Raw genomic sequence first — 1,905 nt, forward strand, 5'->3', positions numbered from 1 at the left:
GTTCCAGGGCCAGGTTAATCCGCCCTGGGTGAGTCGGGGCCTAAGGCGAGGCCGAGAGGCGTAGTCGATGGATAACGGGTTGATATTCCCGTACCCGTGTAGGAGCGCCCGTGATGAACCTCGTTGTGCTAACCGCCTGAACCGTCCGAGACCTTCGGGTTGAGGGTGGGGAGCGTGGGAACCTGGCGGGTAGTAGTCAAGCGATGGGGTGACGCAGGAAGGTAGCTGAGCCCGGCCGGTGGTTGTGCCGGGGTAAGCGTGTAGGCCGTACCATAGGCAAATCCGTGGTGCATGTGGCTGAGACGTGATGCCGAGCCGATTCAGGTGAAGTCAGTGATCCTATGCTGCCGAGAAAAGCCTCTAGCGAGTTCCGAGCGGCCCGTACCCTAAACCGACACAGGTGGTCAGGTAGAGAATACCGAGGCGATCGGGTGAACTGTGGTTAAGGAACTCGGCAAATTGCCCCCGTAACTTAGGGAGAAGGGGGGCCGGAGACGTGAAGCCCCTTTGCGGGTGGAGCGTTGTATGGCCGCAGAGAGCAGGGGGAAGCGACTGTTTACTAAAAACACAGGTCCATGCGAAGAAGTAATTCGATGTATATGGACTGACGCCTGCCCGGTGCTGGAACGTTAAGGGGACCGGTTAGTCTTTCGGGGCGAAGCTGAGAACTTAAGCGCCAGTAAACGGCGGTGGTAACTATAACCATCCTAAGGTAGCGAAATTCCTTGTCGGGTAAGTTCCGACCTGCACGAATGGCGTAACGACTTCCCCACTGTCTCAACCACAGGCCCGGCGAAATTGCAGTACGAGTAAAGATGCTCGTTACGCGCGGCAGGACGGAAAGACCCCGGGACCTTTACTATAGCTTGACATTGGTATCTGAATTAGCTTGTGTAGGATAGGTGGGAGCCGGTGAAGTCCATACGCCAGTATGGGTGGAGGCAATCTTGAAATACCACTCTGGTTGGTTTGGGTATCTAACTTCGGGCCCTTATCGGGTTCAGGGACAGTGTCTGGTGGGTAGTTTAACTGGGGCGGTTGCCTCCTAAAATGTAACGGAGGCGCCCAAAGGTTCCCTCAGCCTGGTTGGCAATCAGGTGTTGAGTGTAAGTGTATAAGGGAGCTTGACTGTGAGACTGACGGGTCGAGCAGGGACGAAAGTCGGGACTAGTGATCCGGCACTTGCGTGTGGAAGCGGTGTCGCTCAACGGATAAAAGGTACCCCGGGGATAACAGGCTGATCTTCCCCAAGAGTCCATATCGACGGGATGGTTTGGCACCTCGATGTCGGCTCGTCGCATCCTGGGGCTGTAGCAGGTCCCAAGGGTTGGGCTGTTCGCCCATTAAAGCGGTACGCGAGCTGGGTTTAGAACGTCGTGAGACAGTTCGGTCCCTATCCGCCGTGCGCGTAGGATACTTGAGAAGGGCTGTCCCTAGTACGAGAGGACCGGGACGGACGAACCTCTGGTGTGCCAGTTGTCCCGCCAGGGGCACGGCTGGTTGGCTACGTTCGGGAGGGATAACCGCTGAAAGCATCTAAGCGGGAAGCCTGCTTCAAGATGAGGTATCCCACCCCAGTGATGGGGGTAAGGCTCCCAGTGAGACGACTGGGTTGATAGGCCGGAGATGTAAGCCAGGTAACTGGTTCAGTTGACCGGTACTAATAAGCCGAGGACTTGACTACAAAGCTGCTACGCGTCCACTGTGTGATTCACAGCAAACGAACAACAAGAGGTTCCCTTGCGTGTGGATGAGGGATTGTTGTTTGTGTTGTTGATAGGGTTACGGCGGTTATGGCGGAGGGGAAACGCCCGGTTACATTCCGAACCCGGAAGCTAAGCCTTCCAGCGCTGATGGTACTGCACTCGGGAGGGTGTGGGAGAGTAAGACGCCGCCGGACATCTT

At 56.4% G+C, this 1,905-nt stretch carries 2 rRNA genes (1 of these 2 running past the window's edge); both read left to right on the forward strand.

From position 1 onward, the window contains the following. Window positions 1-1,684: ribosomal RNA gene (locus tag R6Y94_RS20655) — 23S ribosomal RNA — on the forward strand (it extends 1,426 nt beyond the left edge of the window). 99 nt (window positions 1,685-1,783) lie between these two features. Beyond that, window positions 1,784-1,900: ribosomal RNA gene (gene rrf, locus R6Y94_RS20660) — 5S ribosomal RNA — on the forward strand. The last annotated feature ends 5 nt before the right edge of the window (window positions 1,901-1,905 follow it).

It is taken from the genome of Plantactinospora sp. KLBMP9567 (assembly GCF_033446045.1).
Taxonomy (GTDB): Bacteria; Actinomycetota; Actinomycetes; order Mycobacteriales; family Micromonosporaceae; genus Plantactinospora.